The organism is Rhodococcus sp. EPR-157, assembly GCF_001647195.1.
Classification (GTDB): domain Bacteria; phylum Actinomycetota; class Actinomycetes; order Mycobacteriales; family Mycobacteriaceae; genus Rhodococcoides.
Genome location: NZ_LVCV01000423.1, coordinates 1 through 3,183, shown reverse-complemented (window position 1 = coordinate 3,183; position 3,183 = coordinate 1). Strand labels below are relative to the sequence as shown.

2 protein-coding genes and 1 pseudogene are annotated in these 3,183 nt (G+C 64.8%); 2 read left to right on the top strand and 1 reads right to left on the bottom strand.

All coding sequences use genetic code 11. The features are described 5' to 3' along the window. Positions 1–601, top strand: a pseudogene (locus tag A2J03_RS19780) (magnesium chelatase); the annotation flags it as partial. After that, positions 601–2,550, top strand: a complete 1,950-nt coding sequence (locus A2J03_RS19775) for a vWA domain-containing protein (RefSeq protein ID WP_068377390.1) — start codon at positions 601–603, stop codon at positions 2,548–2,550. The pseudogene A2J03_RS19780 and the gene A2J03_RS19775, both read left to right, overlap by 1 nt. Before the next feature lie 67 nt (positions 2,551–2,617). On the opposite strand, the gene A2J03_RS19770 is transcribed toward A2J03_RS19775, so the two are convergent. Beyond that, on the bottom strand, positions 2,618–3,183 hold a 566-nt coding region (locus A2J03_RS19770), incomplete at its 5' end, for a DUF1707 SHOCT-like domain-containing protein (RefSeq protein WP_068377387.1).

Sequence of the window (3,183 nt, the reverse complement as noted above, 5' to 3'; positions counted from 1 at the left end):
GGTGGTCGAGCAGGAAGCCAACTTGCCCGCGGTTGTGCCGTCGTATCTGCTCGAGATTCTTGCCCGCTTCACCCGGTTGCTCCGCGAGTCACCGTCGGTCGATCAGCGGTCGGGTGTCTCTGCTCGGTTCGCTATCGCAGCTGCCGAGACCATCGCTGCTGCAGCAGTTCACCGCGCGGCCGTGCTCGGTGAGAGCGACGCGGTGGCGCGTCCGGTCGACCTCGGAACCATCATCGAGGTACTCCGAGGCAAGGTCGAATTCGAATCCGGTGAGGAAGGCCGCGAAACGGAGGTCCTCGAACACCTCCTGCGACGTGCGACCGCTGACACCGTCCGTGAGCGGTTGGGCGGAATCAACCTGGCGCCCTTGGTCACCGCGATCGAAGAGGGCGATCCGGTCGTGACGGGTGATCGCATCGCAGCCAAGACTCTGATCGGAGAGTTGCCCGACCTGGAGGTTCTGCAAGAGATCGACGAACGGCTCGACGCGACCACGGACGGCGAACGGGCGGCCGCAACAGAACTCGCGTTGGAGGGCCTGTACTTGGCGCGACGCATAGCCAAGGATCCCGACGACGACGGCCAGACGGTGTACAGCTGATGCCGGCCAGCAGATACGGGCGATATCACGGGGGACCTGATCCGCTGGCCGCACCCGTCGACCTGAGAGAGGCCCTCGAGTCCATCGGCAACGACGTCCTGGAGGGGGCGTCGCCGCGGCGCGCGATGCAGGAGATGCTTCGGCGTGGAACGCAGAACATGCGCGGTCTCGACGACCTTGCAGCCGAGGCCAACCGTCGTCGACGAGATCTCTTGCGGAAGAACAACCTCGACGGGACCTTGCAGGAAGTGCGCGAGCTTCTCGACAAGGCAGTTCTCGAGGAGCGCAAGACTCTCGCCAGAGCTCTCGACGACGACGCCCGCTTTCAGGAGATGCAGATCGGTGACCTGTCGCCGTCGACTGCGCAGGCCGTGCAGGAGCTGGCCGACTACGACTGGCGTTCGTCCGAGGCACGGGAGAACTACGAGAAGATCAAGGATCTGCTCGGCCGCGAGATGCTCGATCAACGCTTCGCGGGCATGAAGAATGCGCTGGAGAATGCGACGGACGAGGACCGGCAGGCGATCAGTGAGATGTTGAAGGACCTGAACGAGCTTCTCGACAAGCACAATCGGGGCGAGGACACCGACGAGCAGTTCGCCGATTTCATGCGCAAGCACGGGCAGCACTTCCCGGAGAATCCGCAGAATGTGGACGAGCTCCTCGACTCGCTCGCGCAGCGAGCTGCAGCGGCTCAGCGTTTGCGCAACTCGCTCAGTCCCGAGCAACGAGCAGAGCTCGATGCGCTGGCGCAGCAGGCGTTCGGTGACTCGAATTTGCTCGCGCAACTGGACCAGCTCGACCAGAATCTCCAGCAAGCAAGGCCCGGCGAGGATTGGGATGGTTCGCAGAACTTCCGCGGCGAGAATGGAATGGGGCTCGGCGACGGAACGGGTGCACTTCAGGACATCGCGGAGCTCGAGAACCTCGGCAACCAACTCTCGCAGCAGTACAACGGTGCTGCCCTCGACGATATCGATGCGGAAGCGCTGCTGAAGCAGTTGGGCCCCGAGGCAGCAGCCGATGCGCGGATGCTGTCCGAGCTCGAAAAGGCGCTGGAGCAGCAAGGTTTCATGGACAAGGGTGCCGACGGTCAGTGGCGTCTGTCCCCGAAGGCGATGCGCCAGTTGGGTCAGTCCGCGCTGAAGGATGTGGCAGGCAAGATCTCCCGACGCGGTGGCGAGCGGGATACGCGTCGAGCCGGCGCGATGGGGGAGCCGACGGGTGCATCGCGGGCCTGGGAGTTCGGCGACACCGAGCCGTGGGACGTGACGAGGACCGTCAACAATGCGGTGCTGAGGACTGCGGCGTCGGGCGGCGAGTTCCCGGTCCAGCTGCAGGTCACCGACGTCGAGATCAGCGAAACCGAAACTCGGACACAGGCTGCCGTCGCTTTGCTGGTCGACACGTCGTTTTCGATGGTCATGGACGGTCGCTGGGTGCCGATGAAGCGAACGGCGCTCGCGCTCAATCACCTTGTCAGTACCCGGTTCCGGGGTGACGATCTGCAACTCATCGGATTCGGTCGGCACGCGCAGAAGTTGACGGCGTCCGAGTTGGCGGGTCTCGACGGCGCCTACGACCAAGGCACCAACCTGCACCATGCGTTGTTGCTCGCGGCCAGGCATCTGCGTCGTCATCCGAATGCTCAACCGGTGGTGCTGATCGTGACGGATGGGGAGCCGACTGCGCATCTCGAACCCGACGGTCATGCGTTCTTCGACTATCCGCCGTCGCCGCGCACTCTGGGACTGACGGTGCGGGAACTGGACACCATTGCGAAACTCGGTGCGCAGGTGACCATCTTCAGGCTGGGCGACGATCCGGGGCTCGCGCGGGTGGTCGATCGCATGGCCGAGCGCGTAGGTGGGCGGGTCATTGCTCCGGACCTCGACGGACTCGGCGCCGCGGTCGTCACCGACTATCTGAAGCGACGCAGGAAGGGGTGAGGCCTCCGGCCCAGTGGCACGAATAAGTGCGCCCTGGTGCACTCAAACGTGCCACTGGCGCGGAGCGCTACTTCTCGACCTTGATCCCGACCCCGCCCCAGAACGCGAAGCCGGTCACGATGACTCGCGGCGCGTTCGGCGCACCGGTCTGCGCGATGTGATCGAAGCCGCCCATGATGCCTGCCCCGCGGACCTCGACGCCGATGTTCGACGGCACGGTGATGTCGATGCCGCCCATGATCGCGACGCAGTTGATCGTCACCTCGGGGGCCGAGAAGTGCGCGTGGCGCAGGTCGATCTCACCGCCACCCCAGAACGCAATTGCCTCGACACGCGGCGCCACGGTCCACTCGCCCTTGCGCGCGAAGCCGCTCATGATTGCGATAGCGCGATCGACGTCGGGTCCTGCATTGGAATACTGAACCGAGGAGGGCGGAGCGAGTGCAAGGTCGCTCGTCAGCACATCGAGTTCACCGTAGGTCTTCGCTCGATACGCCGCCGCGGTGCGCTCGTCGTACTCGGCGAGGGTCAGTTGCCCCTCCGCGAGTGCGTCGCTGAGAAGCTTGGCGACGAGATTTCGATCGGCATCGGCCGCGCGAACCGACGCTCGCTGCTGTTCGGGTAGGTGATCGC